Raw genomic sequence first — 26415 nt, 5'->3', positions numbered from 1 at the left:
TTCAATGACGGAAACCGTCGCGGTCGCCACCAAGATCGCGCGCACCGAAGGCATAGCCCAGCCCGGTCAGGACATCGTCATCGTCGCGGGCATGCCGTTCGGCAAGTCCGGCTCGACCAATGCGCTGCGCGTCGCCCGCGTCTCGCGCACCAATGCCGAAGAAGTCGAATTCGTCGAAGACAAGTAAGGCTTCCTAAAAGCTTTTCTGACAGGCTCCCATAAACTTCGGAGCCTGTTTTTGCCATCCGTCCTCCTGACCTTCCTGCGCGACGCGCGCTGGCTGAACGCTGAACGCCTGCGCGGCTACAGCCTGATCCTGCTCGGCGTCAGCGCGGCGGGATTTCTTGTCTGGATCGCGCTGTCGCATGGCCTGATCGACCGCACCGGCAAGCCGCTCGGCACGGATTTCATGAGTTTTTACGCCGCCGGCAAGCAGGCCTTGAGCGGCCATGCCGCCGAGGCCTGGAGTCCGCAGGCGCACCACGCCACGGAAAACGCCGTCTTCGGTCGCGATCTCGGCGACTGGGCCTTCTTCTATCCGCCCGCCTATCTGCTGGTCTGCATTCCGCTTGCGGTTCTGCCCTATGGCGCCGCCCTTATCGTCTGGCTGAGCGCGACGACGGCGGCCATGCTGGCGCTGGTCAGAAGCTGGCTGCGCCGCCTGTCGGACGCGCCGCTCCTGACGCCGCTGCTGGCCTTTCCGGCGCTCTGGATCAATCTTGGCAACGGCCAGAACGCCGCCCTGACCACGGCGATCTTCACCGGCGGCGCCCTGTTGCTGCCGAAACGCCCGTGGCTGGCGGGCGCCGTTTTCGGCCTGCTGATCATCAAGCCGCAACTCGGCCTGGCCCTGCCGATTCTGCTGGCGGCGTCGGGCCGCTGGAAAAGCTTTGCGGGCGCGGCCTTGAGCGCGCTCGGCCTCAGCCTGCTGGCCCTGCCGGTGGTCGGAGCGGACGGTTATATCGCCTTCCTGAGCAACATGTCGCTGGCGCACGCCACGCTGGATCAAGGGCTGGTGCCGCCGTCCTCCATGGTCAGCCTGTTCGCCGCCGTCAGGACATTGGACGGAGGCTCCGCCCTCGCCTACGCCGCGCAGGCGGTCGCCGCGCTGGGCGTTCTGTTAGCTGCCGCCTGGACCGTCTTGCGCCATAAACCCGACGCGCCCGCCTTCTGCGCCCTGCTGGCCGCCGCCACCTTACTGATCAGCCCATTCCTGCTCGACTATGACCTGCTGCTGTCGGCGCTTCCGCTTGGCTGGTTGATCGTGCAAGGCGCGCAGACCGGTTTTCGTCCGTGGGAAAAGCTGCTGCTGCTTGGCGCCTGCCTGACGCCGTTGCTGGCGCGGTCGCTGGCGGCCAATCTGCACCTGCCGCTTGCACCCGCAATGATGCTGGCCCTGTTCATCCTGATCGTCCGCCGCATCACAGCGCCCGCTCCGGTCACGGCCGCCTGTCTGAGGCCCGTTCAAGCATGACATTCCTCAACCCCTTGCGCCGTATGGACAGTTTCACCCCGGAGCGTGCGCGTCTTTACAGCCGCTTCGGCGCGGCTGGTTTTGTCCTGCTGGCGGTCATCATCTGGTTCAAATTTACTGTCCTGCATCCGACAGGCGACCCGATGGGCGGCGACTTCGTCAGCTTCTGGGCCGCCTCAAAACTGGCTTTAAACGGTCATGCCGTCGACGCTTGGAACCCCGCCCTGCACGCCGCCGCCGAGAACAGTCTGTTTTCGGGTCCACACGGCTATCTCGCCTTCTTCTACCCGCCCCCCTATCTGCTGCTTTGCAGTCCTCTCGCCCTGGTGCCCTATGGCTGGTCGGCGCTGCTCTGGATGGCGGCGACGACCGCGCTCAGCCTCTGGGCGACGTGGAGAGCGCTGGGTAAGCGCCTGCCGCTGGCCGCTCTGCTGGCCTTTCCGGCGGTCTGGATCAATATCGGCTGCGGCCAGAACGGCGCCCTGTCGCTGGCCATATTGAGCGGCGGCTTCGTCCTCATGCCGCGCCGCCCGATCTTGAGCGGCCTCATTCTCGGCTGTCTGGTGATCAAGCCACAACTGGCCATTGCCCTGCCCTTCGTTCTCGGCGGTGCAGCCCTGGCCCAGCCGCGCTACTGGAAGACCTTTATCGCCACGGGCGCCAGCGCGCTTTGTCTGTGCGGTCTGTCGTGGCTGGCCTTCGGTCATGCGGGCTGGAGCGCCTTCCTCGTCAACAGCGTCTATGCGCGCGAGACCCTGCATCGCGGACTGGTCGATCCGGCGCTAATGCAAAGCCTGTTCGCCGGTCTGCGCGTCATCGGCATCGCCTTTACGCCCGCCTTCGCCGCGCAGATCCTACTTTCGCTTAGCGTCCTCAGCGCGGCGGCCTGGCTGAGCTTCCGCCATCGCCTCGAAGGCGCGGCGCTGGGCGCGCTCGCCGTCGCGGCCACCGTTCTGGCGACGCCGTTCATGCTCGACTACGATCTCGTCATCCTGGCCCTGCCGTTAGGATGGCTGTGCGTCGAAGGCGCGCAGAAAGGCTTTCGCAATTGGGAAAAACTGCTGTTGCTGATCGTCTTCTTCCTGCCGCTCGTCTCGCGCAAGCTGGCGCAGGATGCTCACCTGCCGCTCGCGCCGCCGATCCTGCTGATCCTGTTCGCGCTGACCCTCACCCGCATCCTCAGACCCGTACAGGCGCGCAATCCGCAGGCGGTCACAAGTCCGTGCTGAGAAACGCGGCGGGCAAAAGGTCGGCCATGCGCATAGCGGTCTTGGGCCCCTCCGCGTCGCACAGCCATACCCGCGCCTCCGGCCCGGCGAACTCGGCCAGCTTCTGACGGCAGCCGCCACAGGGCGGACACAGCGCTTTTTTCTTGGCCAGAACCGCAACCTCGACAATGCGCGTCTGTCCCGCCATCACCATAGCGGCGATCGCGACAGCCTCGGCGCACAGGCCTTCGGGGAAGGCGGCGTTCTCGATATTGGCGCCGCTGAACACGCGACCATCCATGCTGCGGATCGCCGCGCCGACGGGAAAGTGCGAATAGGGGGAATGCGAACGCGCCATCGTCGCGCGCGCCGCTTCAAACAGATCCTGAGCCATATGCGTCCTCATCCGGGACGCAGCAGCCTGACTCAGAAGACTCGTTCTGGCCAGTTAAATCGGCGCCTATTCTATATATTCGGGCGCATCGATGCGGCGGCCCAGCAGCATGGCGTCGGCGACGATGCGCAGGGGGCTGAAATCGGCGTCGCTTTCGCCCTTTTTGATCAGCTCATAGAAGTGCTTGTAAAGGCCGGGATATTCGGCCTCCTTTGGCTGGGCGATCGTCTTGCCGTCGATCTCCAGTCCAGCGCCGCCCATCGACAGGGTCAGTTTCTCGAACGATTTGGATTCGACATAGATGCTCCAGGTCTGCACGCCTTCCTGCAAGAAGTCGTACTCGGCGCGGATCGGCACGCCGCTTTCGCTGAGCATGTCCAGCTCAACCTGAATTGGCGCCTGGCAATTGACCGGCGTATGCAGGTCGGCCTTCTTGACCATCACGGCGTCGGGCAGGATGCGCGTCAGGATCGACAGCGAGTTGATGCCCGGATCGAAGACGCCCATGCCGCCCGCTTCGAAAATCCAGCGCTGACCGGGGTGCCACTGACGGACGTTTTCCTTCCAGTGGATCGTCACGCTGCGCAGTTCGCGCGCTGCAATCCATTCGCGCGCCGCCTCGACCGCCGGGGCGAAGCGCGAATGCCAGCTCGCCAGCAGGGACACGCCCTTGGCCGCCGCCATCGCCTTGATCGACTCGGCCTCGCCCAGAGTGGCTGCGGGCGGCTTTTCCAGAAAGACGTGACGGCCGATGTCGATGACCTGACGGGCGATCTCGTGGCGAATCTGCGGCGGGGTACAGATGGCGATGGCCTCAATCTCAGGATGGGCGCTCATCATGGCGTCCATATCCTTATAGGCCTGCACGCCTTCGGGGCGCGCATGCGGCGAACAGCCGGCGACCAGTTCGAGGTTCTTGTTGCCGCGAATCGAAGGGATATGCTGGTCCACCGCAATCTTTCCCAGGCCGATCAGGCCGATTTTCAACGGTTTGCGGCCCAGTGAAAGAAGTCCCATAGCTCGTTTCCTTATCGTAATTTACTGTCGTCTATATATTATAATATAATTTGATCAAGCGCCGAAGCATCCGGTTTTGTCGGACTATTTGCCAGAGCCTCACCCCGAAAGCAATCCAAAGACGGAGTCAGTTTATTATTTCATATTTGACCTATATGTTCATATGTGATGTGTTGCGACGAGCGGCGGCGCCAGACCGCCTTTGAGCAGGTTCAGCAGGAACGACAGACATTATGGCCAGACCGCAGCAGCCCGGCGCATTCCGGCCCCTGACAGACGCAGAGTTATGACAGGCGCCGAGCTATGATCGACGCGCACATGCACATCTGGCGTATAGGCCACAACGGCCACGAATGGCCGGGGCCGGACCTGCCCGCCATTTATCGCGACTTTCTGTTTTATGACCTCGACGCCCCCGACGAGCTTGACGGAGTCGTGCTGGTGCAGTCGCAGCCCAGCGCAGACGACACGGCCTGGATGCTCGAACAGGCCTCGCAAAACCCTGCGATTCTCGGCGTGGTCGGCTGGACCGACCTGACGGCGCCGGACGCTCAGGCGCACATCCGCGAACTGGCGCGTCATCGCAAATTGCGCGGTCTGCGTCCTATGCTGCAAGGCCTCAGCGACGATGCGTGGATTCTGCGTCCAGACGTGGAGCCGGCCCTGGCGGCGATGATCGCGCACGACCTCGCTTTCGACGCCCTGATCTTCCCGCGCCATCTGCCGCACATAGCCGAGCTGGCGCGGCGCTGGCCGAAGCTGCGTATCGTCATCGACCACGGCGCCAAGCCGCAGATATCGCAGCCCAACGCCGCCCCCGCCTGGCGGGCGGGGATAAGCGCCATCGCGCACTCCCCCAATGTCGCCTGCAAGCTGTCGGGTCTGATCACCGAAGCCGCGCCGGATGCGCGGCTGGACATGGTGCGTCCTTACGCCGATCATCTGCTGGCCGCCTTCGGTTCTGACCGGCTGATCTGGGGATCGGACTGGCCCGTGCTGACCCTGCGGTCGCAATGGCGCGACTGGCGCGACTGGACGAAGGCCTGGCTGGCGGATAAGCCTGAAACAACGCGCGACGCCGTCCTTGGCGGAAACGCCGCGCGCATTTACGCCCTCGACCGGATGCCCGCCTGATGCCCGATTCTGAAAAACCCTCCACGAAATACCGCGCGCCCGCGCTTGAAAAGGGACTGGACGTGCTGGAGCTGCTGGCCGCCGCCAAGACGCCGATGACCCTGTCGCAGATCAGCGCCCGCCTGTCGCGCTCGGTCAGTGAACTGTTCCGTATGGTGCAGGTGCTGGAAGCGCGCGGCTACGTCGCCCCTTCGCCCGGCGGGGACGGGTTCGAGCTGACCAATAAGCTGTTTTCGCTCGGCATATCGCGCGGCCCAAGCCAGAACCTGCTGGCCAGCGCCATGCCGCTGATGCAGGCCCTGAGCGACGAAACCCGGCAGGCCTGCCACCTCGCCATTGTTTCGGACGACCGCATGGTGGTGATCGCGCGCGTCGAAGCGCCCGGCGATCTCGGCTTTTCGGTGCGTGTCGGCTATCAACGGCCATTGGCGCATTCGACCTCCGGCCTTGTCATCTATGCTTTTCAGAAGCCGCGCATTCGCGAACAATGGCGCAAGATGCTGCGCGTGGCGCTGACGCCGGACGAATGGGCGACCTTTGAGGCGCAGGCCGAGCGCGCCCTGTCGCAGGGGCATTTCACTGCGCCGTCAGAATATATTGACGGCATCACCGATCTGTCGGCGCCCATAGCCAGCGATGTCGGCGTCATTGCCGCCCTGACCATGCCCTATATCCGCATCCACGACGACCTCAGCCTGGACGAGGCCCTCGTCAAACTCAAGGCCGCCGCCGTCAGGCTGTCAAAAGCACTGGGCGGCTAGGCCGTTTCCGTTATTTATAAAGCGTCACACACGATTATGGACCCGTTCCTCCTGCTGCATCCCGACGATAATGTGCTGGTCTGCCGTCAAGCCGCGCCCGCAGGCGCATCGCTCGTCGTGGACGGCCTAAGCGTCGCCCTGCCCGCCGCGATCGAGGTCGGCCACAAGATCGCCCGCCGCGACCTGGCGCCCGGCGACAAGGTGATCAAGTACGGCGCGCCCATCGGTTCGATGACCGCGCCCTGTCCGCCCGCCGGACACGTCCATCTGCACAATATGCAAAGCGATTACATTCCCTCCCACACGCGCGAGGTCACCGGTCATGAGCGCTGAATTCGCGCCCTTTGAGGCTTTCCTGCGCCCCGACGGACGCAAGGGAATCCGCAATATCGTCGTCGTCGCCTATCTGGTTGAATGCGCGCACCATGTCGCGCGCCGCATCGTGGAGACAAGCTGTCATGATGACGTGCATCTGATCGGCTTTCCCGGCTGCTATCCCAATACCTACGCCTACCGCATGATGGAGGCGCTGACGACGCATCCCAATGTCGGCGGCGTCGTGCTGGTCAGCCTCGGCTGCGAAGGTTTCAACCGCGACGACCTGAAGCGCCACGTCGCGGCGTCAGGCCGACCGGTCGAAACCTTCGTCGTCCAGCAAACGGGCGGCACGCGCGCCACCATTGCGGCGGGCGTCGAGGCGGTCAGCCGCATCCGCGCCGAGGCCGCTATGACCCCGCGTGTCCCGATGGAGGCGTCGGAACTGGTCATCGGCACGATCTGCGGCGGCTCGGACGGCACGTCGGGCATCACCGCCAATCCGGCCGTCGGGCGCGCCTTCGACAGCCTGGGCGCAGCGGGCGCGACCTGCATCTTCGAAGAGACGGGCGAACTGGTCGGCTGCGAAGCCATCATGGCCTCGCGCGCCCTGACGCCGGAACTGGGTGCGGAGCTGGAGCGCTGCGTGCAGAAGGCGGAAAGCTATTACACCGTCATGGGCTATGGCTCCTTCGCGCCCGGCAATGCCGAGGGCGGCCTGACCACCCAGGAAGAAAAGTCGATGGGCGCCTATTCCAAGTCGGGCTCGGCGCCGATTGTCGGCATCCTCAAGCCCGGCGACATTCCCCCGTCAGGAGGCCTTTACCTGCTCGACGTGGTGCCGGACGGCGAGCCGCGTTTCGGCTTCCCCAACATCGCCGACAATGCCGAGATCGTCGAGCTGATCGCCTGCGGCGCGCACCTGAACCTGTTCACCACAGGACGCGGCAGCGTGGTCGGCTCGGCCATCTCGCCGGTGATCAAGATCTGCGCCAATCCCGAAACTTATCGCCGCCTGTCCGACGACATGGACATTGACGCAGGCCGCATCATGGAAGGCCGCGCCTCGATCGACGAGGTCGGAGACGAGATCACCGATCTGATCCTGCGCGTCGCGGGCGGAGAACCCTCCGTATCCGAGGCGCTCGGCCACACCGAATTCATCCTCACCTATAAGAGCTTCGAACCGGTCGGCCCCGCCTGCCTGCCGCTGAAGCGGGCATAATCGGAGTCAAATATGGGACGCCTTTTTGGCAAAACCGCCCTGATCACCGCTGCGGGCCAGGGCATTGGCCGCGCCACCGCCGAACTGTTCGTCGCCGAAGGCGCGCGAGTCATCGCCACCGACCTGAACCCGGCGACGCTGGACATTTCCGGCTCCGAAGGGCGTGTGCTGGATGTCACCAATCCTGACGCCATCAAGGCTGTCGCCGCTGAATTCCCCGAAGTGAATGTGCTTTATAATTGCGCGGGCGTCGTCCATGCAGGCGCCATACTCGACTGCGATGAGGACCAGTGGAGCTTCGCCCTGTCGCTCAACGTCACGGCGCAGTACCGCATGATCCGCGCCTTCCTGCCGCAGATGATCAAAAACGGCGGCGCTTCGATCATCAACATGTCCTCGGTCGCCTCCTCGATCAAGGGCGTGCCGAACCGCTTCGCCTACGGCGCCACCAAGGCCGCCGTCATCGGTCTGACCAAATCGGTCGCCGCCGACTATGTGACGCAGGGCATACGCTGCAACGCCATCTGCCCCGGCACGGTCGAGACCCCGTCCCTGCTGCAACGCCTGCGTGACACGGGAGACTTTGACAAGGCTTACAAGGACTTCACCAGCCGTCAGGCGATGGGCCGCTTCGGCAAACCCGAAGAACTGGCCGCGCTGGCCCTCTATCTCGCGTCGGACGAGTCGGCCTTCACCACCGGCCAGACCCACATCATCGACGGCGGCTGGATCAATTAGTCTGGTATGGCGCGCTTCTCTTCGGCAGCCGAAATTGACTTTCCGCGATAAACGATATGATTATCCAAAAAAAGCAGGGGACGACGCCATGAGCTTTGTCGAAGCGATCAAGAGCGGCTTTAAAAATTACGTCAATTTTCAGGGCCGCGCCACACGATCGGAATACTGGTGGTGGGTGCTGTTTGAGATCCTGCTGACATGCGTGCCGGGGGCGCTTATCGGCCTTGGCGGCGAGTCGGACGCCCTGGCGTCAATCGGCGGCCTGCTCTATATCGTCATCGGCCTGGGCCTGCTGTTGCCGAGCCTGTCCGTCTATATCCGCCGCCTGCACGACACCGACCACAGCGGCTGGTGGCTTCTGCTCGGCTTCATACCGCTGATCGGCGGCATTGTGCTGCTGGTCTGGACGATCATGAAGGGGACGAGCGGCCCGAACAAGTACGGCCCTGACCCGCTGGCGCCGAGCGTCGCCTCTGTCTTCTAACGAATCGTCGTCCACGGCTTCGACAACAGGGTCGCGCAGGTGATCAGGCCGACCAGCGAATAGGTTTGCGGGAAATTGCCCCACAGTTCGCCTGTCTCGACCTGCACGTCCTCGGACAACAGGCCCGACGGCGTCCGGCGCGCCAGCATGGCCTCGAACAGGCGGCGCGCCTCGTCGATCTCGCCCTGCATGTAGAGCGCCTCAATGTACCAGAAGGTGCAGAAGTTGAACGCCGTCTCCGGCTCGCCGAAATCGTCCGGCTCAACGTAACGATAGAGATTGTCGCCCTTGCGCAGGGCCCTCTCGACCGCCTTGAAGGTGGCGACGCAGCGCGGATCGTCGGCGGGCAGAAAGCCCAGCTCGAACAGTTGCAGCAGGCTGGCGTCCAGTTCCTCGCCCTCGAACGAGCCGACGAAATAGCCTTTTTCGGCGTTCCAGGCGCGCGTCTCGATCGCCTGGCGGATGATGGCGGCGCGCTCGGTCCACAGGGCCTGCGAATCGGGCAGGTTGAGATTGCCCGCGCAATTGGCCAGCCGGTCGCACGCCGCCCAGCACAGCAGCGCCGAATAGGTATGGACGCTGGCGCGGGTGCGGAACTCCCATAAACCGGCGTCGGGCGTGTCATAGACCGCGAAGGCGCGCTCGCCGACCTTCTCCATAGCGCGGAACTCGGCCTCCGAGCCCAGCCGCAGCAGGCGCTGGTCGAAGAAGGACTGGGTCAGCGGCAGGATGATCTGGCCATAGACGTCGTGCTGGTGATGCTCATAGGCCTGATTGCCGATGCGCACCGGCCCCATGCCGCGATAGCCCTTGAGATCCGGCGCAATGCGTTCGACCAGGTGCGATTCCAGCGCCACCGAATAGAGCGGCTGCACATGCCCGCCCGCCGCCATATCGACCAGATTGCGCAAATAGACCAGATAGGATTCCAGCATGTCCGCCGCGCCCATGCGGTTGAGCGCGCGCACGACATAATAGGCGTCGCGAATCCAGCAGTAGCGGTAATCCCAGTTGCGGCCGGTATTCGCGGCTTCGGGAATCGAGGTCGTCATGGCCGCGACAATGGCGCCGGTATCCTCATAGGCGCATAGTTTCAGCGTAATGGCGGCGCGGATCACCGCATCCTGCCATTCCAGCGGCAGGGTGAGGGTTCGCACCCAGGCCTGCCAGTAGGCGGTCGTGGCGTGCAGCATGTGCATGGCGTCGGCCAGCACGTCGGCGGGGTAAGGCTCGTCCGGGCCGAGGTGGAAGGCCAGCGGCTGCTCCAGGCGGTAGGGCGGGGCGTCGCCATCGCCGAGATAGCTGAGCGGCGCATTGGTGGTCAGGCGCAGCGTGTGCTGACCGCAGGTGTAACGCACATGGCTGGAGCCATAGGTTTCGCGCGCCCGGTCGCGACCATAATTGCCGGTCGGCGTCATCTTGACGCGCAGGCGCGGCGTGCCTTTCACCGGTCGCACCAGACGATAAAACGCCCACGGACGGAAGGTGCGGTTGAGATTATAAAGCCGCGGCGCGAAGTCGATAACCTCAAGGATCGCGCCGTGAATGTCCTCCATCTCAGTGCGCAGCACAGCGGTATTGCGGATATAGGCCTGCCGGATGGTTTTCAGATCGGTCATTTCGACCGCCCAGAACCCGGCGCCTTCCGAGCCGCAATGGGCGTCGCCGCCAAGATCGCCGCTACAGCTCGGCTCCAGCAGAGCCGAAAAGACCGGCTCGCCGTCGATGCGCGGATAGCAGGCCCAGACGAAGCGACCGCGCCGGTCGATCAGCGCCGTGGCGTTGCAGTTGCCGATGGGGGACAGGTCGAGGCTGGTCTGCACGAAAAAACCCTTGGGATATATCTGACTTTGGGATGCGTTTTAATATCGAATTATCATCGCGATGACGCCGCGATCCATTCACGAATTGTTGTGCGCCGCATCACAGAAACGCGAGATGATGGCGAAATATAGGCTCCGGTCTGGACAATGGCAATCATTGACGTTAATCTGAGATTTCTTTGAAGAATTCCCTTATGGAATTTTTATTTTCCAGACATCTGTTCGATTTATCGAATTTTCTTGCGTCTGCTATAGTTTAAATACTTGGCGCAAATCAATGTTCGGAACGCTTTAACTGAAATTTCGACCCGTTTGCAAGAGGAGGGCTGGTGTGACGAAAGTTTTGTGCAGTGCGGAATACGGTATAGGGCGGCAGGCATGACCCGGTCCGCGCCCCCGCACGAGCTGCGCCTCGATCACGTCGCCCTGTTTCTCGATCTCGACGGTACGCTGGCGCCGTTTTGCGACACGCCGGACGGAGTCGGGCCGGATGCGCGCCGTAATGGCCTGCTGCGCGAACTGGCGCGGCGGCTGAACGGGCGTCTGGCGGTGATCAGCGGACGCTCGATCGCCGATCTGGACCGCATTCTCGACAACAGCGTGCTGTGCGTGGCGGGCAGCCACGGCCTGCAACGCCGCGACGCGCGCGGACACGTTATGGCCGCTCCGGTCCATCCGGGCGTACAGGTCGCGACCGACGCCTTTGACGATTTCGCCGCCCAGCGTCCCGGCGCTCTGGTCGAACGCAAGCCCCTAAGCGTCGCCCTGCACTATCGCAACGCGCCGCAGGCCGAGGGCGACGTGCAGGCCCTGGCGCTGGAGCTGGCGCGCGCCACCGGGTTGAAGCTGCAACTGGGCGCCTGCGTCGCCGAACTGGTGACTCTGGGCGCCGATAAGGGGCAGGCGCTCAACGCCTTTATGCGCGAAGCGCCGTTTATGAATGCGTCGCCAGTCTTTGTCGGCGACGACCTGACCGATGAGGACGGCTTCCGCGCCGCCGTCGATCTGAGCGGCTACGGCGTGCTGGTCGGCCCGCCGCGCCCGACGCGCGCGCAGTGCCGCCTCGATTCCTCCGCCGCCGTCATCGACTGGCTGGCGGGCCTGCTTGAGGCCGAACATTTAACCCTGGAGTGTGTCTCGTGAGCCGTCTGATTGTCGTATCCAACCGCGTGAATCCGCCTGCCGATAAGGGGGTCGGCACCGCCGGCGGTCTGGCCATGGCCCTGAGCGCGGCGCTGCGCGAAGACAAGGGCCTGTGGTTCGGCTGGAGCGGCGAAACCGTCGAAACCTATTCCGGCCAGATGTCGATGCAGGTGGTCGGCGGCGTGACCGTCGCCCTGCTCGATCTGGAGGAGCAGGACCGCGAAGAATATTACAACGGCTACGCCAACCGGACCCTGTGGCCCCTGTTCCACTACCGCACCGATCTGGTCAATTATGAGCGCAGCTTCGACGAAGGTTACGAACGGGTGAACACCCGCTTCGCCGAGACTCTGCTGCCGCTGATAGGGCCGGACGATGTGATCTGGGTGCAGGACTATCACCTGATCCCGCTGGGCCGTGAGCTGCGCAAGCGCGGCGTGAAGAACCGCATCGGCTTCTTTCTGCATATTCCGTGGCCAGCGCGGCGCGTGCTCAACACCCTGCCGCGTCACGCCGAACTGGTCGAATCCATGTTCGCCTACGATCTGATTGGGTTTCAGACCGAAGACGACTCCGAAGCGTTCAACGACTACGTCATGCACGATATGGGCGCGGAGGTGTTTGCCGACGGGGTCGTGCGCGCACACGGCCAGACCACGCGCGTCAAGGCCTTCCCGATCGGTATCGACGCCGACGATTTTGCCGCGACGCTGAAAAGCGACAAGGCGCAGGACTATCGTCAACGCATGCTGAAAAGCCAGGTCGGTCGCAAGATGATCCTCGGCGTTGACCGGCTCGACTATTCCAAGGGACTTGAGGAGCGCTTCGCCGCCTATGAGACCCTGCTCGACAAATATCCAGACCTGCAAACCCAGGTCTTCATGCTGCAGATCGCCACGCGCTCGCGCGACGCGGTGGACGCCTATCAGGACCTGCGCGAGCGGCTCGACACCATTTCCGGCCAGATCAACGGCGCCTATGCGACGGTGGAATGGGTGCCGCTGCGCTATGTCAACCGGCCCTATCGCCGCGACGAACTGGCGGGCATCTATGCCTCGGCCCATGTCGGTCTGGTCACGCCCTTGCGCGACGGCATGAATCTTGTCGCCAAGGAATATGTCGCCGCCCAGCCGCCCGAAGATCCGGGCGTCCTGGTCCTGTCCGAGTTCGCTGGCGCCGCCGAACAGATGAAGGAGGCGCTGATCGTCAATCCGATGAGCCGCGAAGACGTGGCCGAGGCGATCCGCAAGGGGCTTTCCATGCCTCTGAAGGAGCGCAAGGCGCGCTGGGAATTGCTGATGGACAAGGTGCAAAAGAGCGACGTGTCGCGCTGGCGCGACGATTTCGTCTCGCTGCTCAAGGCGCCGATCACGCCGGAACGCCCGAAGGTCGTCCCGATGGCGTCAGCGCAAAAGATTCAATCCACCGTGGCGTGACGCCAGGCGCCGCGCCGGGCGACCGTGACCGGCATGTCGAACAGGGCCGTCAAAGCGTCCGTGGTCAAAAGCGCGGATTTGGCGCCTTCGCGGAACACCCGGCCATTCTTCAGCATGACGACATGGTCGATTTCGGGCAGGATTTCCTCGATATGGTGCGTGACCAGCACCAGGGTCGCGCTTGCCGCCACAGCGCGCAACGCCTCCAGAAAGCCGCGACGCGACGCCGGGTCCAGCCCCGCGCACGGTTCATCCAGCAGCAGGGCGCGGGGACGATGCACGAGGGCGCGCGCGATCAGCACGCGCCTCGCCTCGCCGGTCGACAGGCTCGACATGTCGCGCCCTTTCAGATGCGTCGCGCCGATTTGCGCCATGGCGTCTTCGGCGCGTTGGCGCATGTCCTCCGTGACCTTGTGGTGCTTCCATACCCCACGCGCCGCGAAGAAACCGGACAGCACGCAGTCAAAGGCTTCGAGCGGCGGATGGGCGTCGAAATCGAGCTGCATGGCCGACGAGACGACGCCCATCAGGCTGCGTAATTCTGTGACGTTCCAGCGATCCTGACCGAAGACGCGCACCTCGCCGCCCGCCAGCGGATAGAGCTGGCGCGTAATCAGCTTGACCAGGGTGGACTTGCCCGACCCGTTGGGGCCGAGGATCGCTGTATGCTGCCCCGGCATCAGGTCGAGGCTCAACCGGTCGATCAGGGCGCGCGTCCCGCGCACCACCGAGGCGTCGCGGATATGCAACAGGGGTGAGGTCGCCGGGACGACGGGATCGAACGGGGACATGAGACGACTCCTTCGCCCGGACATTTAGGCGCTCGTAAAAGCCATTGAAAGGCGAAAAATTTACATTTCAACCCACGCGCCAACCGCTATAAGTGAGCTTTGCCTCCGCCCATGATCATGGCGAGAGGGATGAAAAGCGTCACCTTACAAAGGCCCGCATGACCCAGATTTCCGGCCAGATCATCGACCGAGAACATCGCCTGCCGATCCGCGTCTATTATGAAGACACTGATTTTTCCGGCGTGGTCTATTACGCCAACTATCTGAAATTCTTTGAGCGCGGGCGCTCGGATTACTTACGCCTGATCGGCGTCCACCACCATGAACTGGCGGCGCTGGACGATCCGCTGGCCTTTGCTGTCGCGGACATTCATGTGCGTTACAAAGCGCCCGCGCGCATCGACGACCTGATCGAGGTTCGCACCCGCATGTCGGGCCTGCGCGGCGCCAGCTTTCATGTCAGTCAGCGACTCCTGCGCGGCGATCAGGTGCTGACCGAGGCCGAGGTCAAGGCCGTATGCATCGACCTGAACGGACGTCCGCGTCGCCTGCCGACAGATTTGCAGGCGCGCCTCGCCGCATGCTGCATTAACGAAAAAGACGGCTGAAAAGTGCGGTTTCATGCTGCCGCGCCATAGAAATGTCGCCAAAACTGAGGCAGAGTGCGCCGCAACTGCAGGATTCACTATAAATAGGGGACGCGTATGGACGCCGCTTCCGCCAGTTCCGCCGCCGCTGGCATTTCCGGCCCGCTGAGCTTTGTGCAACTGTTCATGCACGCCGATCTCGTCGTCAAGGCGGTGATGATCGTGCTGCTGCTGGCCTCGCTGTGGTCATGGGCCATCATCGTGCAGAAGATCATGGCGCTGGGCAAGGCCAACAAGCAGGCCGACGCCTTTGAAGGCGCGCTCAGCACCGGTCGCGCGCTCGACGACATCGCCGCTTCGCTGGGGACGCAACCGAAGGAGGCGATGCAGAAACTGCTGGTCACGGTGACCGCGGCCTGGGGCGACTATAAGGGCAAGACGATCAGCGCCGCGCAGGGCGACCTCTTGATCGCGCAGGTGGACCGCGAGTTGAATCAGACCATCTCTCAGGAAGCCGACGGGCTGGAAGAGGGCTTGAGCCTGCTGGCGGTGATTGCGACCGCCTCGCCCTTTATCGGCCTGTTCGGCACGGTCTGGGGCATTATGAACTCGTTTTCGGCCATCGCCAGCGCCGGGGACACCAACCTCGCCACCGTGGCGCCCGCGATTTCCGAAGCCCTGTTCGCCACCGCGACCGGCCTGTTCGCCGCCATTCCGGCCTATGTCGGCTATAACCTGTTCAACGCCCGCGTCGCGCGCTTCACCGGGCGCATGGAGACCTTCGCCGACGAGCTGATGGCCTCGCTGATCCGCCGTCTGGGCGGCAAGGTCGGCTAGAGATGGCGATGGGAGCTTCCGGAGGATCGGGCGCCGGACGGCGCGGCGGACGCCGCCGCAGCCGCAGGGCCGCCCTGTCCGAAATCAACGTCACGCCGCTGGTGGACGTCATGCTGGTGCTGCTGATCATCTTCATGATCTCCGCGCCGCTTTTGACCTCTGGCGTCAAGATCGAGCTGCCCAAGACCGAGGCGACCGCGCTCAAGGACGAGGGCGAGCCGCTGACCGTCTCGATCGACGAGAAAGGAAACCTGTTCGTCAACGACGATCCGGCGACCTATGCGCAACTGACGCCGCGCCTTCTGGCCATGAGCCACGGCGAAACCGACAAGCCGGTCTATGTCCGCGCCGCGGGTTCGGCTTCGTATGACATCGTCGCCAAGGTGATGGCCAAGCTGTCCACCTCCGGCTTCGTCAAGATCAACCTGCTGACCCAGCCGATGGGCGCGGGTCAGGCCGCTGCAGCTTCGTCCGCGGAGGCCGCGCAGTAAGATATGCGCAGGTTCGGCTCGTCATTCCTGATCTCTGTGCTGCTGCACGCGGCCCTGCTGGCGCTCTTTCTCGTCAGTTGGTTCAACGCGAAGCCGCCGATCACGCCGCCTTCGGTGCCGATCGAGATCGTGTCGGACATTCCGAGCCGCGAGCAGGCGCAGACCCAGGTGGACAAGAACGCCGTGCTGACCCCGGAGCCGATCCCCGCGCCTGAGGAGCCGGTCAAGCCGACCCCTACCCCGCCGGAGCCCGCGCCGAAGCTGCCCGTGCCGACGCCGCAGAAGGCCGTGACGCCGCCCGCCCCAAAGGCGCCGGAGAAAAAGCCTGAGCCCGCCAAGACCAAACCGGCCCCGCCCGACAAGAAGGGAACGCAGAAGCCGACCCCGCCCAAGCCGTCAAAGCCGTCGCTTGACCTGAACGCGCTGTCGCAACTGGCCGCCTCCCCGTCCAAGTCGCCGACGCGGCGCCAGCCGCGCGCCAACACCCACGCCACCAACGGCGCTTCGGCGGTCGGCTCCGGTCCGGCGGATGCTGGCCAGAAGCAGGCGCTAAGCCTGCTGGGCCAGCGTCTGCAACGCGCCTGGATCCTCAATTGCGACGTGCCGGGCTCCGATCAGGTCAATCCTGAGATCAGTTTCGTATTGACCCCTAATGGCCGCGCCCTGCAGGTCACTTGGGTCAACCGGCGCAGCGATCCGGTCTGGCAGGCCGGCGCCAGCCTCGCCATGGCGGCGGTCAATAAGGCCGCCGCGGAATCGACAGATTTGCCCGCCACTATCTACGGGCAAAAAATTACCTTCACCTTCCTGGCGGAAAAGGCGTGTAACGGGTAGCCGACCCGACCGCGTCCGACAGGAAGCCTGCAACAAGGAGCAACGCCATGACCAAGACGACTCCCGAACTGAACCTGACGCGCCGCGCCGCGCTTGTGAGCGGCGTCGGCGGCCTGGCTGCGGTCGCCGCCCCGGCGGCCTTCGCGCAAGGTTTGACCGGCACGGTCGATCAGGGGAATATCCAGCCCCTGCCCATCGCCATTGAAGTCCTGGGCAAGGACGCCACAGGCGGCGATCTCGGCGGCCAGATTTCCAAGGTGGTGTCGGCGGATCTGGAGCGCTCGGGTTATTTCGCGCCGATCGACCCGAACGCCTTTATCGAGACAGCGCTCGACGTCAATGTCCAGCCCAACTGGGACAACTGGAAGACCATCAATGCGCAGTATCTGTGCTCCGGCAAGGCGCTGGTTGACGCCGACGGACGGCTGCAGGTCGATTTCCGCCTGTGGGACATCTATTCGCAAAAGCAGCTTCTGGGCCAGTCCCTGACCGCGACGCCGGAAAACTGGCGCCGCATCGCGCACAAGATCGCCGACGCCATCTACGAAAAGCTGACTGGTCAGCAGGGCTATTTCGACACGCGCATCGTCTTCGTCGCCGAAAGCGGCTATCGCACGGCCAAGGTGCGCCATCTGGCCATCATGGATCAGGACGGCTTCAACCCCTCCTATCTGCCGGTGGCCGACGGCGCCAAGGCGGTGATGACGCCGCGCTTCTCGGCGGATTCGCAGGAAATCGCCTATATGTCGCTGACGGCGGACTCGGCGCGCATCTATATCTATAATCTCGAAACCGGGCGTCAGGAGGCCATCGGCCAGATTCACGGCATGGCCTTCGCCCCGCGCTTCTCGCCCGACGGAACCAAGCTGGCCTACAGCGTGGCCACCGGCGGCGCGACCAATATCTATGTCATGGATCTGCGGTCGCGCGCCACGAAGCGGCTGACCGGCGGCGGCGCCATCAACACCTCGCCCAGCTTTTCGGCGGACGGCTCGCAGATCGCCTTCACCTCGGACCGCGGCGGCTCGCCACAGATCTACATGATGAACGCCGATGGCTCGAACGTGCGCCGCATCACCTTCGGCACGGGCATCTATTCAACACCGGTGTTCAGCCCGCAGGGCGACAAGATCGCCTTTACGCGTCAGGCGGGCGGACGCTTCTCGATCGGCGTGATGAATCCGGACGGCTCGAACATGAAGCTTCTGACCTCCTCCTATCTGGAGGAAGGCCCGACCTGGGCGCCGAACGGGCGCTATATCATGTTCTTCCGGGAATCGCCGAGCGGCCTGTCGTCTCTGTGGACGGTCGAGGTCACGGGGCGCGTGGAACGCGAGGTTCCGTATTCTGGCGGCGCCACCGACCCGGCCTGGTCGCCGCGGCTGAAATAAGCGCAGCGCGCAGAACAAAATACCGTTTGCGCGTTTGACAAAAACAAAAAGGCATATAATCGTTTCCTTATTTATATTGTGCATAATCCCGTCACACGAATATGTGATTATGCCTTCAAACCTGTGGTGAAAGGGACCAACATGCTGGTATCGACCAAGTCGGCCATGAAAGCGGCCGCCGCTGCGCTTATTCTGTCCTCCGTGGCCGCCTGCGCCAGCAAGCCCAAGCCCGTGGAGACCACCCCTCCCCCGCCGCCCGCCGCTGAACAGCCCGCCCCGCCGCCGCCCGCGCAACAGCCGGTCGCGCAGGCCCCGCTGCCGGGCATCGTGCCGGGCTCGCAACAGGACTTCGTGGTCAATGTCGGCGACCGCATCTATTTCGACACCGACCAGTCTTCGATCCGTTCGGACGCGCAAAGCGTTCTGGCCGCACAGGCCGCGTGGCTGACGCGCTATCCGGGCGTCAAGGTTCGCATCGAAGGCAATTGCGACGAACGCGGCACGCGCGAATACAATTTCGCCCTCGGCGCCCGTCGCGCTCAGTCTGTAGCCGACTTCCTGACTGCGCACGGCGTCACGCCGGACCGCATCTCGACCATCTCCTACGGCAAGGAACAGCCGATTGATCCGGGCGATGGCGAAGACGCCTGGGCCAAGAACCGCAACGCCCACACCACCCTGGTGTCCGGCGCGCAATAAGGCCCTCCCGGCCTGACGGCTTGATAAATTCTTGAGTTGCCAGCAACGCCCCTCGCCTTTAGGCTGAGGGGCGTTGTTTTTGGGCTGTCGTGAACACGCCCTCAACCCTTTTGGCGCGGCGATGATCCTTCCGCCGCAGCCCCGTTAAGCGCCGCGTGTCTGGCGCGCAGTCAGCGTAGAGTTGAGCCGGTGTGCGGCTCGCAATATTCAGGAACACTTTTCGGCTGGGGAGCCTTTCCATGTTCAAGTCCTGTCTTCGTAATAGTATTATGTGCGTTCTGGCGGTATCGACCGCCGCCACGGGCCTTGCGCCCGGCGCGTTCGCGCAATCGGCCAAGGCCAGCAAGGTCCAGCAGGAACAGGACAAGATGGTCGCCTCCATCCCGCACTGTTCGCAGCGTCTGGGTACGATCACGATTGTCGATGGCGACGACGCCAATGGCTGGACGCAGGCCAAGCTGGCGCCGCCGCAGAAGCTGCTCAAAGTGATCGTGCAGAAATCCGGCTGCTTCGGTCTGGTCGATCGCGGCGCCGGCATGGATGCAGCGACGCGCGAGCGCGAACTCAACCAGGCGATGGGCCTGCAACACGGCTCCAATGTCGGCAAGGGCCAGATCAAGGCGGCGGACTTCGTGCTGGTGGCCGAGGTCGGCAGCGCCGACTCCAATACGGGCGGCGGCGGCGCGGCGGGCCTGATCGGCGGTCTGGTCGGCGGCCAGGTCGGCGGTCTGATCGGCGGCTTCCGCACCAAGAAGCTGGAGGCCGACGTCGTTCTGTCCCTGACCGATGTGCGCACCTCGGAGTCCAATTCCTTTGAGGGCCACGCGGCCAAGAACGACCTGACCTGGGGCGCGGGCGGCGCGGTCGGCTTCGGCGGCGCCGTCGGCGGCGGCTATGAGGACACCGATGTCGGTCGGATCGTCACCCAGGCCTTCATCGTCGCCTATTCGGACATGGTCAACAATCTTGGCGGCGTTGACGCGGGCGGCGCGGCGGCGGCGCCGTCGCGCAGCTATACGGTGCAATCGGCGACCCTGCTGCGCAAGACCCCCAGCCCCAAGGGCGCGGTGGTGCGCGCCCTGCCCGCCGGGCTGGTCGTCTATCCGACCGGCAACAAGGAAGGCATGTACTGGGAGGTCGCAGACGACAACGACAATGTCGGCTGGGTATCCAACGACAAACTGGCCGCCAGCCAGTAAACAGAAGCCCTTAACGGGCAGTCTCGCCGTCCGTTAAGGGCTTTACGTCTTATTTCAGCCTGACTATGTTGCTAACCAGATGAACCCTTGTTTTTCAAGAGTCAGGGCACAGCTTCATGTCGGCGACCACACTCCCCGGACACTCACGCATTTTTCGCGCGCGCCTGATGGCGGGCCTGAGTTTGGCCCTGCTGGGCGGCGGGCTTGGCCTTGCCGGTGCGGCGCTGCTGCCGGCTCAGGCCGCGCACGCGCAGATTTTCGGCGGCGACGACGATAAGGACGATCCCAATCAGGTTCCGACCGACGCGACCGTATGGGACGCGAAAAAGCTGCAACGCCTCGACCGCGACGTGCGCAAGCTGGAGCGTTCGGTGCAACGCGTGCAGAACTCCTCCAGCCCGCCGATCCTGATCGAACCCGATCCCGAAGTCGTGGCCTTGCAGGCGACGGTTGACACCCTGTCGCGCAAGCAGGACCAGCTCAATCAGGAGGTCACGCAACTGATCGGTCAGGTCGAGGAGTTGCAGCATCAGAACCAGTTGCTGCAACAACAGGCCGCCGCGCAATCGACGCGCACCGACACCCTGATCAAGCGCGCCGATCAGGCCGACGCCCACCTCAAAGACATCGACGCTCTGCTGGCCCCGCCGCCGCCGCCGCCGCCTTCGACCGGCGACGCCGAGGGCGATTTCGAGCAGGCCTTCAACCTCATGACGTCGGGCAAGACCGATGACGCTCAGCGCGCCTTTGAAGCCTTCACGACCACCTGGCCGGAAGCTTCGCAAACGCCGGAGGCCTGGTTCCGCCTTGGACAGCTCCGCGCCATGAAGTCGGATAATGACGGCGCCATCGCCGCCTACGCCTCCTCGCTCAAGGGCTGGCCCAAGACCTCTTGGGCGCCGGAAAGCACGGTGCGCCTCGCCGATGCTCTGGGCGCCGCCAACCGGCCCAAGGACGCCTGCGCGGCGCTTGGCCAGTTCGACAAGGTCTACGCCAAGGGCGCGACCGCCGAAATGCGCGCCAACGCCAAGTCGCTGATCAGTAAGTATAAGTGCGGCGGTTAAGCCCGCCCCTGACGGACGGGTTCGCGCCCGAAGCGCTGTTTCCCGACTTTGCTGCGCGGCTGAACGGCGAAGGTCCGCTCGGCGTCGCCGTTTCCGGCGGCGGCGACTCGTTGGCCCTGCTGTATGCGCTCAAGGCGTGGGGTCGGCGCCCCTTGCATGTTGTCTGTGTCGATCACCGTATCAATCCCGACGGCGCCAACTGGGCGCGCCGCGTCAGCGAGGTCGCTGCGCGACTGGACTCGGCCTTCACCGCCTTGAGCTGGAACGATCTCAAGCCCACGACAGGGCTGGCGGCGGCGGCGCGGACGGCGCGGCATCGCCTGCTGGCGACAGCGGCGCGCGCGGCGGGCTGTCGCGTCCTGTGCCTGGGCCATACCGCCGATGACGTGATCGAGGCGCAGGCCATGCGCGCGGCGGGCTCCAATGTCGGCGCGCCGCGCATCTGGTCGCCCGCGCCGGTCTGGCCGGAGGGACGCGGCCTGTTCCTGTACCGGCCCCTGCTGAACGCCCGGCGCGCCGCCCTGCGCGCGTGGCTGGCGCAGCAAGGCGCTGAGTGGATCGACGATCCGGCCAATGACAATCCGGCCTCTCTGCGCGCGCAGATGCGCCGACGGATCGCGGGCGGCGGCGTCATGCCGGAGGCCGCAGGCGCCGCCTTGCCCGACGGCCTGCTGCCCGACGGCCTGCTGATCGAGGACGACCTGAACCGTCTCGGCCTGCTCCGCCTCAACGCCGCGCGTCTGGCGGCCCTGCCGCGCGATGAAGCGGCGCGGCTTTTGAGCGCGGCGGCGGTGTGCGCGGGCGGCGGCGACCGACTGCCGCGCCGCGCGCAGTTGGACGCCGTGCTGGACCGGCGCGATGAGGGCGCGCATATTCTGTGCGGCGCGCGCCTGTGGCGGCGCGACGGCCTGATCTGGATCGCGCGCGAAGCCGGGGAATATCGCCGCCATCCGCCGCATCTGCATCTTGAAGCGGGCGCGCAGGTCTGGGACGGACGCTTTGAACTCGACGCCGATGCGCGCGTCACGGCCTCGGCGGCGCGGCGAACGGAGCTTGGCGACGCCGACCGCAAACGCCTGCTGGCCCTGCCCGCGCCGCTGCGCGGCGCCATGCCGGTGGTCGATGCGCCTGACGGACCGATCCTGACGCGCGCCGCCTGCTGGACGACCTGGCGTTTCAGAGCGACGGCGGGCGCCATGGCCACGGAACGCGATCTTGACGCGCCAAGCACATAAGGTGTGTAGCGAAGTGATAATTTCCTCCCTATATGTGAGGACTAAGGTGGAAGCCTTCGCTGCGGCGGGGCTTTCGGTGGCCGGACACACGGCCTGTTATAAGGATTGAATGCAGCATGAATCTGCGCTCCATGGCGATTATCGGCGTTATCGCGGCGCTCCTGATCGGCGTCTTCTCCTTCATGCACATGAAGTCAGGGCCGCTGATGTCGGCCGAGGGCGGCACGCAGGAACTGGCCTATTCCGACCTGCTGACGGCGGTGAAGGACGATCAGGTCAAGGACATCACCATCCATAATGACGAGGCGCGCGGCACGCTGGCCAACAATAAGACGTTCCACGCCGTCATCCCGCTTATCGACCACAAGATGCTGGACGACGAACTGGTCGCCAAGAACGTCAAGACCAATTACCAGACGACGCGCACCTCGATCCTGATGAGCGTGCTGACCACCATCGTGCCGGTGCTGCTGATGGTTGGGTTGTGGTTCATCATCATGCGTCAGATGCAGGGCGGCGGACGCGGCGGGGCCATGGGCTTCGGCAAGTCGAAGGCGCGCCTTCTGACCGAGCACAAGAACCGCGTCACCTTCGTCGATGTGGCGGGCGTCGAGGAGGCCAAGGAGGAGTTGCAGGAGGTCGTCGATTTCCTGAAAGACCCGTCCAAATTCCAGAAGCTGGGCGGCAAGATTCCCAAAGGCGCCCTGCTGGTCGGTCCTCCGGGCACGGGTAAGACCCTCTTGGCGCGCGCGGTCGCCGGCGAGGCGGGCGTGCCGTTCTTCTCGATCTCCGGCTCCGACTTCGTGGAAATGTTCGTCGGCGTCGGCGCCTCGCGCGTGCGCGATATGTTTGAGCAGGCCAAGAAGAACGCGCCCTGCATCATCTTTATCGACGAAATCGACGCGGTCGGTCGCCACAGAGGCGCCGGTCACGGCGGCGGCAATGACGAGCGCGAACAGACGCTCAACCAGTTGCTGGTCGAGATGGACGGCTTCGAGGCGCAGGAAGGCATTATCATCATCGCCGCCACCAACCGTCCCGACGTGCTGGACTCGGCCCTGTTGCGCCCCGGTCGCTTCGACCGTCAGGTGACGGTGCCGAACCCCGACCTGACCGGCCGCGAGGCGATTTTGCGCGTGCATATGAAGCAGGTGCCTCTGGCCGTCGATGTCGATGTCAAGGTGATCGCGCGCGGCACGCCGGGCTTCTCCGGCGCGGACCTGGCCAACCTCGTCAACGAAGCCGCCCTGATGGCGGCGCGCAAGGACCGCAAGCTGGTCACCATGCGCGATTTCGAGGACGCCAAGGACAAGGTGATGATGGGCGCCGAGCGCCGATCCATGGCCATGAGCGAAGAAGAAAAGAAGCTGACCGCCTATCATGAAGGCGGCCACGCCATTGTCGCGCTCAAGGCGCCACAGGCCGATCCGGTGCATAAGGCGACCATCATTCCGCGCGGTCGCGCGCTCGGCATGGTCATGCAGTTGCCCGAAGGCGACCGCTATTCGCAGAACAAGATCCAGATGGAGTCGCGTCTGGCCATCCTTATGGGCGGTCGCGTCGCCGAGGAGCTGATCTTCGGCAAGGACGCCGTGACCTCCGGCGCCTCGTCCGACATCCAGCAGGCGACCAAGCTGGCCAAGGCGATGGTGACGCGCTGGGGCTATTCGGACGAGCTGGGTCTGGTCAATTACCGCGATTCCGAGGACGAGTACGGCGCCTATGCGCGCGACGTGTCCGAGGAGACCTCGCGCAAGATCGACGCCGAGATCAAGGCTCTGGTGCAGAAGGGCTATGACGAGGCCAAGCGCATCCTGACTGAATATAATGACGGTCTGCATCGTCTGGCGAAAACCCTGCTGGAACTGGAAACCCTGACCGGGGATGAGATCGCCAAGGTGCTGAACGGCGAGACGATCGAGCGCGACGAGGAAACCGGCGTCGCCATCGAACTCAGTTCGAACTCGGCGGTGCCGGAGACGGACCTGCCCAAGGCTGAACCCAGTATTGCGCCGGTGGTGGCGTAGGCGTAAAATGAGGCCGGGCGGATCGTCGCCCGGCCTTTTTCATTTGGGGGGCGTCTATGGCCATAAAACCGGATAAGCCGTGGTTCGCGGCCAAACGCTATGGTTACGGCGCGGGGCTGCCGATAAGCTGGGAGGGCTGGCTGGTTCTGGTCCTCTACCTGCTGATCGTCATCGGCGCGGCGGCGGGGTTGCCGCTTGTCCTGCCTGAGGCGACCGCCATGGCCGCGCTGAGCGTCATCGTCATTGTGACCAGCCTCGTGTTTCTGGTCATCTGCATCCGCAAGACGCGCGGCGGCTGGCGCTGGCGTTGGGGCAAGAATTAGCCGTACGCGCATTCTTTATCGCGCGACCTGAACCGGACTATGGCCTTCTTATGCCCGACAAGGGTTTGATGGCGCCTTGTTCTGGCGAAGGAGGCCATATGCCGACCACACATAATCCACGCGGCGACCGCGAAGGGCGGCGGCGCGGCCTGTTCATCGTTCTGGCCATTGCGGTTATCGGTCTGATCGGCGCGTTGGTGACGATCATCGCCCAGCCTGCGGCCTTTCATCACGAAAAGACGCCCGCCGCCGTGGCGGATCGGGCGGAATAGGGTTCAGCCCGTATCCGGCGGGGTGCGTCGCACCACCCACCACGGAAAACCCGGCGGTTCGGCCTTTTCCGTCCAGCCGTCGGTCGGGGTGGAGACGCGGCCCAGCACCATCATCTCGTAGAATTCGGAGATGGCGTAATAGTCGGGATCGTCGGCTGAAAACGCCGATCCGTCCGGCCATCTGCCGTCGCGGCGGGCCGCGGCGCGCGCGATGGCGTTGACGCGGGTTATGGTGAGTTCCGCCAGACGCATGGCGGGTTCGTCCTGCATCGTGGCGTGGGCATAGACGCTGGCGTCGGCTTCGGCGAAGGCGTCGCTGACATCGCGGCTGCGATCATAGGGCGCGCCGTCGGGCCAGATGTCGCGGCGTTGCGCATAACCGCGCGTCGCCCGGTCGATCATGGCCTGCACCTCGTTCCAGGCGTCCACGGGATTGTCCGGCGGCGGCGTTTCGTCGTCTAGCGCATCGTCGGCGAAGCGGGGTCTGGCTTCTGGCTTGGGCAGGCGCGGGGCGTGAAGCTGGGTCAGCATGCGCTCGGTCGCCAGCACGCAGCGTCCGGCGCGCTCGCCGTCCGCGTGGGTTTTCGGCAGAGGCAGGGTCTCGATCGTGTCGAGCAGGCGGCCGCCATAGGTTTTGAGCGTATTGCGGAGAGTGGTTTGCGCGTCGCCGTCCTGCGGCAGGCGGCTGATCATGCGGTCGGCGGTCGTCACCGCCCGCGCGGCGCGCTCGGCTTCCAGAAAGCTGTCCGGCATGGGGATGGCCTCGATCGCCTCCGCCACCCGCACCGCCAGAGCGCGCAGGCGATCACGCCCGCTTTGCAGCGCCGTCAGGTCGTCCGTCTGTTCCGCCGCGGGTGAGTCCATCGGGGGATTTTACGGGCGTTTGAGAGGGCGGGGATAAGAAGAAGATACCCCACCACCACGCGGGCCTTGCCCGCGCGGTCCCCCTCCCCAGTAAACTGGGGAGGTATAAAGGTCTTATGCCTCCCCAACTTGTTGGGGAGGGGGACCGACACGCCGCAGGCGGGTTGGTGGTGGGGTATCTGGCTTGCGGGTGCGCCGGGCCGGGGATAGGTTTGCGTCATGGGGGATAAGCACAAACCGAAGATTGCGCTGGCGCGGGCGTTTCGCAAGGATATGACGCTCCCGGAGCGGCTGGTCTGGGAGCGGATCAAGGGGCGCGCGGATGGGTTGGTGTTCCGGCGGCAGCATGCGGTCGGGCCGTATATTCTCGATTTTTACTGTTTTCGGGTGCGGCTGGCCGTCGAGGTCGATGGCGTTGTGCATGGCGATGAGGTGCGGCAGGACAAGGACCGGATGCGTGAGGATTGGTTGCTCGCGCAAGGCATTGAGGTTTATCGGCTGGCGGCGGCGGACGTGTTGCGCGATGCGGATGGGGCGGCGGATGGGATTTTGCTGCTGGCGCCGGCGTTGGCGGGGACCAGAGATAAGTAAGATACCCCACCACCACGCGGGCCTTGCCCGCGCGGTCCCCCTCCCCAGCAAAGCTGGG

Annotated in this window: 29 protein-coding genes; 24 read left to right on the top strand and 5 right to left on the bottom strand. The window is 64.5% G+C overall.

The annotated features are described in order from the left end of the window. From ACTHLA_RS12730 to ACTHLA_RS12720, 3 genes are all read left to right on the top strand, one after another. Positions 1–187 (top strand): pyruvate kinase alpha/beta domain-containing protein (locus ACTHLA_RS12730; protein WP_440189759.1); only part of this gene is annotated, 187 nt, incomplete at its 5' end. Positions 188–238: 51 nt separating this feature from the next. After that, positions 239–1474 (top strand): glycosyltransferase family 87 protein, encoded by a 1236-nt coding sequence (locus ACTHLA_RS12725; RefSeq protein ID WP_440189756.1) that lies wholly within the window; start codon positions 239–241, stop codon positions 1472–1474. After that, positions 1471–2703 (top strand): glycosyltransferase family 87 protein, encoded by a 1233-nt coding sequence (locus ACTHLA_RS12720; protein ID WP_440189753.1) that lies wholly within the window; start codon positions 1471–1473, stop codon positions 2701–2703. Before ACTHLA_RS12725 ends, ACTHLA_RS12720 begins: the two co-directional genes overlap by 4 nt. Here ACTHLA_RS12720 and cdd read toward each other — a convergent pair. Then, positions 2687–3076 (bottom strand): cytidine deaminase, encoded by a 390-nt coding sequence (gene cdd / locus ACTHLA_RS12715; protein ID WP_440189750.1) that lies wholly within the window; start codon positions 3074–3076, stop codon positions 2687–2689. The two genes, ACTHLA_RS12720 and cdd, sit on opposite strands and share 17 nt — an antisense overlap. A 66-nt stretch (positions 3077–3142) precedes the next feature. Further along, positions 3143–4093, bottom strand: a complete 951-nt coding sequence (locus tag ACTHLA_RS12710; protein ID WP_440189747.1) for a Gfo/Idh/MocA family protein — start codon at positions 4091–4093, stop codon at positions 3143–3145. 303 nt (positions 4094–4396) lie between these two features. Here ACTHLA_RS12710 and ACTHLA_RS12705 point away from each other — a divergent pair, with 303 nt between their 5' ends. The 6 genes from ACTHLA_RS12705 (at position 4397) to ACTHLA_RS12680 (ending at position 8750) form a co-directional block, all read left to right on the top strand. Next, positions 4397–5227, top strand: coding sequence for an amidohydrolase family protein (locus tag ACTHLA_RS12705; protein WP_440189744.1), 831 nt, complete (start codon positions 4397–4399; stop codon positions 5225–5227). After that, positions 5227–5988, top strand: coding sequence for an IclR family transcriptional regulator (locus ACTHLA_RS12700; protein WP_440189741.1), 762 nt, complete (start codon positions 5227–5229; stop codon positions 5986–5988). The genes ACTHLA_RS12705 and ACTHLA_RS12700 overlap by 1 nt, the downstream gene beginning before the upstream one ends. 36 nt (positions 5989–6024) lie before the next feature. Beyond that, the gene (locus tag ACTHLA_RS12695) at positions 6025–6321 is read left to right on the top strand and encodes a UxaA family hydrolase (protein ID WP_440189738.1); all 297 of its coding nucleotides are present in this window, start codon (positions 6025–6027) and stop codon (positions 6319–6321) included. After that, positions 6311–7528: a UxaA family hydrolase gene (locus ACTHLA_RS12690; RefSeq protein WP_440189735.1), complete on the top strand. Its 1218-nt coding sequence runs from the start codon at positions 6311–6313 to the stop codon at positions 7526–7528. The genes ACTHLA_RS12695 and ACTHLA_RS12690 overlap by 11 nt, the downstream gene beginning before the upstream one ends. 12 nt (positions 7529–7540) lie before the next feature. Next, the gene (locus tag ACTHLA_RS12685; protein WP_440189732.1) at positions 7541–8266 is read left to right on the top strand and encodes an SDR family oxidoreductase; all 726 of its coding nucleotides are present in this window, start codon (positions 7541–7543) and stop codon (positions 8264–8266) included. A gap of 88 nt (positions 8267–8354) precedes the next feature. Continuing rightward, positions 8355–8750: a DUF805 domain-containing protein gene (locus tag ACTHLA_RS12680; RefSeq protein WP_440189729.1), complete on the top strand. Its 396-nt coding sequence runs from the start codon at positions 8355–8357 to the stop codon at positions 8748–8750. Here the strand turns inward: ACTHLA_RS12680 and ACTHLA_RS12675 are convergent. Next, entirely contained in the window at positions 8747–10573 is a 1827-nt protein-coding gene (locus tag ACTHLA_RS12675; RefSeq protein WP_440189726.1) for a glycoside hydrolase family 15 protein, read from the bottom strand. The genes ACTHLA_RS12680 and ACTHLA_RS12675 overlap by 4 nt on opposite strands. Before the next feature lie 378 nt (positions 10574–10951). Here ACTHLA_RS12675 and otsB point away from each other — a divergent pair, with 378 nt between their 5' ends. Beyond that, a complete protein-coding gene (gene otsB, locus ACTHLA_RS12670; RefSeq protein ID WP_440189723.1) occupies positions 10952–11716 on the top strand; it encodes a trehalose-phosphatase in 765 nt (254 codons plus the stop codon). Further along, positions 11713–13152, top strand: a complete 1440-nt coding sequence (gene otsA / locus ACTHLA_RS12665) for an alpha,alpha-trehalose-phosphate synthase (UDP-forming) (RefSeq protein ID WP_440189720.1) — start codon at positions 11713–11715, stop codon at positions 13150–13152. Before otsB ends, otsA begins: the two co-directional genes overlap by 4 nt. On the opposite strand, the gene ACTHLA_RS12660 is transcribed toward otsA, so the two are convergent. Further along, complete coding sequence (locus ACTHLA_RS12660) at positions 13134–13943, bottom strand: ABC transporter ATP-binding protein (RefSeq protein ID WP_440189717.1); 810 nt, start codon at positions 13941–13943, stop codon at positions 13134–13136. The two genes, otsA and ACTHLA_RS12660, sit on opposite strands and share 19 nt — an antisense overlap. A gap of 158 nt (positions 13944–14101) precedes the next feature. Between ACTHLA_RS12660 and ybgC the strand changes: the two genes are divergently transcribed. The 12 genes from ybgC to ACTHLA_RS12600 all read left to right on the top strand — a co-directional run bounded on the left by ybgC (position 14102) and on the right by ACTHLA_RS12600 (position 24902). Next, complete coding sequence (gene ybgC / locus ACTHLA_RS12655; protein ID WP_440189714.1) at positions 14102–14551, top strand: tol-pal system-associated acyl-CoA thioesterase; 450 nt, start codon at positions 14102–14104, stop codon at positions 14549–14551. Between the two features lie 96 nt (positions 14552–14647). After that, complete coding sequence (gene tolQ / locus ACTHLA_RS12650) at positions 14648–15367, top strand: protein TolQ (protein WP_440189711.1); 720 nt, start codon at positions 14648–14650, stop codon at positions 15365–15367. A gap of 2 nt (positions 15368–15369) precedes the next feature. Beyond that, the gene (locus ACTHLA_RS12645; RefSeq protein ID WP_440189708.1) at positions 15370–15858 is read left to right on the top strand and encodes an ExbD/TolR family protein; all 489 of its coding nucleotides are present in this window, start codon (positions 15370–15372) and stop codon (positions 15856–15858) included. 3 nt (positions 15859–15861) lie between these two features. Next, on the top strand, positions 15862–16692 hold the full coding sequence (locus ACTHLA_RS12640; protein WP_440189705.1) for a hypothetical protein: 831 nt from the start codon (positions 15862–15864) through the stop codon (positions 16690–16692). Positions 16693–16739: 47 nt separating this feature from the next. Beyond that, complete coding sequence (gene tolB / locus ACTHLA_RS12635) at positions 16740–18083, top strand: Tol-Pal system beta propeller repeat protein TolB (protein WP_440189702.1); 1344 nt, start codon at positions 16740–16742, stop codon at positions 18081–18083. 141 nt (positions 18084–18224) lie between these two features. Then, positions 18225–18782, top strand: coding sequence for a peptidoglycan-associated lipoprotein Pal (gene pal / locus ACTHLA_RS12630; protein WP_440189699.1), 558 nt, complete (start codon positions 18225–18227; stop codon positions 18780–18782). Between the two features lie 239 nt (positions 18783–19021). Next, a complete protein-coding gene (locus ACTHLA_RS12625) occupies positions 19022–19981 on the top strand; it encodes a CsgG/HfaB family protein (RefSeq protein WP_440189696.1) in 960 nt (319 codons plus the stop codon). A 116-nt stretch (positions 19982–20097) separates the two neighbouring features. Further along, positions 20098–21045: a tol-pal system protein gene (locus tag ACTHLA_RS12620; protein WP_440189693.1), complete on the top strand. Its 948-nt coding sequence runs from the start codon at positions 20098–20100 to the stop codon at positions 21043–21045. Next, the gene (tilS, locus tag ACTHLA_RS12615; RefSeq protein ID WP_440189691.1) at positions 21033–22280 is read left to right on the top strand and encodes a tRNA lysidine(34) synthetase TilS; all 1248 of its coding nucleotides are present in this window, start codon (positions 21033–21035) and stop codon (positions 22278–22280) included. The genes ACTHLA_RS12620 and tilS overlap by 13 nt, the downstream gene beginning before the upstream one ends. A 116-nt stretch (positions 22281–22396) precedes the next feature. Then, positions 22397–24307 (top strand): ATP-dependent zinc metalloprotease FtsH, encoded by a 1911-nt coding sequence (ftsH, locus tag ACTHLA_RS12610; protein ID WP_440189688.1) that lies wholly within the window; start codon positions 22397–22399, stop codon positions 24305–24307. A 56-nt stretch (positions 24308–24363) separates the two neighbouring features. Next, positions 24364–24630 carry a hypothetical protein gene (locus tag ACTHLA_RS12605; protein WP_440189685.1) on the top strand — a complete coding sequence of 89 codons (267 nt, stop codon included), beginning with the start codon at positions 24364–24366 and terminating at the stop codon, positions 24628–24630. Positions 24631–24728: 98 nt separating this feature from the next. After that, a complete protein-coding gene (locus ACTHLA_RS12600; protein ID WP_440189682.1) occupies positions 24729–24902 on the top strand; it encodes a hypothetical protein in 174 nt (57 codons plus the stop codon). A gap of 3 nt (positions 24903–24905) precedes the next feature. Here ACTHLA_RS12600 and ACTHLA_RS12595 read toward each other — a convergent pair whose 3' ends face one another. Further along, complete coding sequence (locus ACTHLA_RS12595) at positions 24906–25766, bottom strand: hypothetical protein (protein WP_440189679.1); 861 nt, start codon at positions 25764–25766, stop codon at positions 24906–24908. Between the two features lie 219 nt (positions 25767–25985). On the opposite strand from ACTHLA_RS12595, the gene ACTHLA_RS12590 reads away from it, so the two are divergent. Continuing rightward, the gene (locus ACTHLA_RS12590; protein WP_440189676.1) at positions 25986–26357 is read left to right on the top strand and encodes an endonuclease domain-containing protein; all 372 of its coding nucleotides are present in this window, start codon (positions 25986–25988) and stop codon (positions 26355–26357) included. Positions 26358–26415 lie beyond the last annotated feature (58 nt).

This window comes from Asticcacaulis sp., assembly GCF_051956075.1.
GTDB lineage: Bacteria > Pseudomonadota > Alphaproteobacteria > Caulobacterales > Caulobacteraceae > Asticcacaulis.
The sequence above is the reverse complement of the archived record's forward strand: the minus strand, read 5'-3'. Positions and strand labels throughout refer to the sequence as shown.

Bases quoted from the DNA above. Each gene is read 5' to 3' on its own strand.
- tolQ (WP_440189711.1), top strand. From the start codon at position 14,648: ATGGACGCCGCTTCCGCCAGTTCCGCCGCCGCTGGCATTTCCGGCCCG.
- cdd (WP_440189750.1), bottom strand. From the start codon at position 3,076: ATGGCTCAGGATCTGTTTGAAGCGGCGCGCGCGACGATGGCGCGTTCG.
- ACTHLA_RS12685 (WP_440189732.1), top strand. From the start codon at position 7,541: ATGGGACGCCTTTTTGGCAAAACCGCCCTGATCACCGCTGCGGGCCAG.
- ACTHLA_RS12660 (WP_440189717.1), bottom strand. From the start codon at position 13,943: ATGTCCCCGTTCGATCCCGTCGTCCCGGCGACCTCACCCCTGTTGCAT.
- ACTHLA_RS12640 (WP_440189705.1), top strand. From the start codon at position 15,862: ATGCGCAGGTTCGGCTCGTCATTCCTGATCTCTGTGCTGCTGCACGCG.
- ACTHLA_RS12690 (WP_440189735.1), top strand. From the start codon at position 6,311: ATGAGCGCTGAATTCGCGCCCTTTGAGGCTTTCCTGCGCCCCGACGGA.
- ybgC (WP_440189714.1), top strand. From the start codon at position 14,102: ATGACCCAGATTTCCGGCCAGATCATCGACCGAGAACATCGCCTGCCG.
- otsB (WP_440189723.1), top strand. From the start codon at position 10,952: ATGACCCGGTCCGCGCCCCCGCACGAGCTGCGCCTCGATCACGTCGCC.
- ACTHLA_RS12620 (WP_440189693.1), top strand. From the start codon at position 20,098: ATGTCGGCGACCACACTCCCCGGACACTCACGCATTTTTCGCGCGCGC.
- ftsH (WP_440189688.1), top strand. From the start codon at position 22,397: ATGAATCTGCGCTCCATGGCGATTATCGGCGTTATCGCGGCGCTCCTG.
- ACTHLA_RS12600 (WP_440189682.1), top strand. From the start codon at position 24,729: ATGCCGACCACACATAATCCACGCGGCGACCGCGAAGGGCGGCGGCGC.
- ACTHLA_RS12605 (WP_440189685.1), top strand. From the start codon at position 24,364: ATGGCCATAAAACCGGATAAGCCGTGGTTCGCGGCCAAACGCTATGGT.
- ACTHLA_RS12700 (WP_440189741.1), top strand. From the start codon at position 5,227: ATGCCCGATTCTGAAAAACCCTCCACGAAATACCGCGCGCCCGCGCTT.
- ACTHLA_RS12680 (WP_440189729.1), top strand. From the start codon at position 8,355: ATGAGCTTTGTCGAAGCGATCAAGAGCGGCTTTAAAAATTACGTCAAT.
- ACTHLA_RS12710 (WP_440189747.1), bottom strand. From the start codon at position 4,093: ATGGGACTTCTTTCACTGGGCCGCAAACCGTTGAAAATCGGCCTGATC.
- pal (WP_440189699.1), top strand. From the start codon at position 18,225: ATGCTGGTATCGACCAAGTCGGCCATGAAAGCGGCCGCCGCTGCGCTT.
- tolB (WP_440189702.1), top strand. From the start codon at position 16,740: ATGACCAAGACGACTCCCGAACTGAACCTGACGCGCCGCGCCGCGCTT.
- ACTHLA_RS12625 (WP_440189696.1), top strand. From the start codon at position 19,022: ATGTTCAAGTCCTGTCTTCGTAATAGTATTATGTGCGTTCTGGCGGTA.
- ACTHLA_RS12705 (WP_440189744.1), top strand. From the start codon at position 4,397: ATGATCGACGCGCACATGCACATCTGGCGTATAGGCCACAACGGCCAC.
- ACTHLA_RS12595 (WP_440189679.1), bottom strand. From the start codon at position 25,766: ATGGACTCACCCGCGGCGGAACAGACGGACGACCTGACGGCGCTGCAA.
- ACTHLA_RS12645 (WP_440189708.1), top strand. From the start codon at position 15,370: ATGGCGATGGGAGCTTCCGGAGGATCGGGCGCCGGACGGCGCGGCGGA.
- ACTHLA_RS12720 (WP_440189753.1), top strand. From the start codon at position 1,471: ATGACATTCCTCAACCCCTTGCGCCGTATGGACAGTTTCACCCCGGAG.
- ACTHLA_RS12590 (WP_440189676.1), top strand. From the start codon at position 25,986: ATGGGGGATAAGCACAAACCGAAGATTGCGCTGGCGCGGGCGTTTCGC.
- ACTHLA_RS12695 (WP_440189738.1), top strand. From the start codon at position 6,025: ATGGACCCGTTCCTCCTGCTGCATCCCGACGATAATGTGCTGGTCTGC.